Below are 1,809 nucleotides of genomic sequence, written 5' to 3' on the forward strand. Positions count from 1 at the left end.
CGCCTGAAGCTCGCGGGGGAATGCGCTGGCAAAAGCGATTGCCTTGAAGGGCTCGAAAGTGAGCTTGGCGAAGTGACTGGCATCTTCGTCGCGATGGATCGACCCGGGCACGGATGCCCTGCTAGCAATGCTTCTGAAGAGCGCTTCGTTCGCGCGGGGCGCCTTCATCAGGATCTCGACGAGTCGCTCTCTGGGGACCACGAGTCCTAGCGCGTCCGCGGGGAGCGCAAGCAACTTTTCTATGAGAGAGCCGACGCTGGCGGCGCCTTCGGGTAGCTGTTCGCTGCCAGAAATGTTAGCGGACCAATCCTCTATGAAGGCAACGAGCAAGGAATCCATTTGCCTCGGCAACGCATCCCAGCTCTCGTCCATGAACGCGAGCAATATCGGCCAAGCGTTCCCGGTCGGAACGTGCCATCGAAGCCAAACATGAACCCCCTGCGCTTTGGGAGAAACGGTCTTGCAGCCAACGCGGACCAGGTGCAGCACTCGCTGGAGCAATGCACCTCCATCCGCTAGCAGCTTGTCGGCGAAGCCTGTCATGAACGAGCCCGCTGCGCTCGACTGAAAGACAGCGAGCCAGGTGTCGTCGACGAAGTGGGACGGGAGCGACTTCTCGGAGCTCACCTCGGAGATGAACTGGTCCACTACCGTCCTGTCCACGTCGAGTTGCTCTGTAAGCCACTTGCGATAGGCGCGCCGCAACGCAGGATGGCCCCCAACTTCTCCAGCCATCGCCGTCGAGCTGCCGGAGTGCGCTTCAAATCGGCGCATGAACCACTCGACGAGGCCCCAGTCCTCGAAAATGTCGTGAGCGGCGGCGACCCGATGAAACTCATCGTTCGCCACGAGATTAGCGTTTCCGAGCCGTTGCAGGGCACCGTCGATGTCAGCGACTTCAACGTATGGGCGAAGCGCCCGCGCCCTCGCAATGCAGACGTCAAAAAAGACCTTTTCACGCTTGGACGGCATCCCGTCCGAGACATATGCGTCGTCGCGGACAAGCTCGCTCCACATCCTGCGCCGCAACGCGCGCTCAGTCTGTGGGATGGATTCGCCCTGCGCGAGGCGCAGTTGGGATGCGCGCGTCAGAAGAAATGGATTCCTGAGGATCGACCTCAGACTCTGAATGGCGAGCAAGGGTTGCAAAGTCGGCGCCGCGGCTTCAGCCTGCGAAAGCTCCGCGTCGGAAAGCCCGCCGACCAGGATTTTCGCGAAGGTGACATTGCTCGTCGCCAGCAAGCTGCGCTCGACGACCTCCGCATAGTAGTCGCGACACGTGATCACCAGCGAAATCGAGCTGTCGTCCTTGACACCCACCAGCAAATCCTTGAACGCTGCTCGTTCGCTCGCCTCGAGCAATCGCTCGAGGCCATCGACAAAAAACGTCTTGCGGTGGAGCGGCATCAAGCCCTCCAACTCTTTCCACGTGAGATTGAGACTCGCATTGGTCAAGACCTGATCGATGTGCGCGGCTTTGAACTCCTCTGCGGAAAAGGCGAAATTCGTCTCAGCGCTCGCCGCGCCAGACATGTAGTTCATTCCCAACACGGACTTGCCGCTGCCGGCGGGACCGACCACGAGCACCACCTGCTGCTGCGCGACTGCGGCCTCTAGCTGGGCGCGCAGCTCGGTTCGGTCGAACACGATTCCCTGCGGGCCGGCCGCCGCGATCCGCCGCAACGTCGTCGCGCAGTGCTGTCGAAGTCTTGACAGCTCGCCATGCTTGGGGGACGGGACTTGGCTGTGCCTGGCCTTGGCGCGTTCCGGCAGCGAAGCGAAGTCGACGCTGCGGCCCTCAGCAGCAGC

General features: G+C 61.6%; 1 protein-coding gene. It reads right to left on the minus strand.

The genetic code is table 11. The annotated features are described in order from the left end of the window. A partial coding sequence (locus tag DBR23_RS29780) for a hypothetical protein (protein ID WP_199227792.1) occupies positions 1-1,809 on the minus strand: 1,809 nt, incomplete at both ends.

Origin of the sequence: Acidovorax sp. HMWF018, from assembly GCF_003061035.1 — a bacterium.
Classification (GTDB): Bacteria; Pseudomonadota; Gammaproteobacteria; order Burkholderiales; family Burkholderiaceae_C; genus Acidovorax; species Acidovorax delafieldii.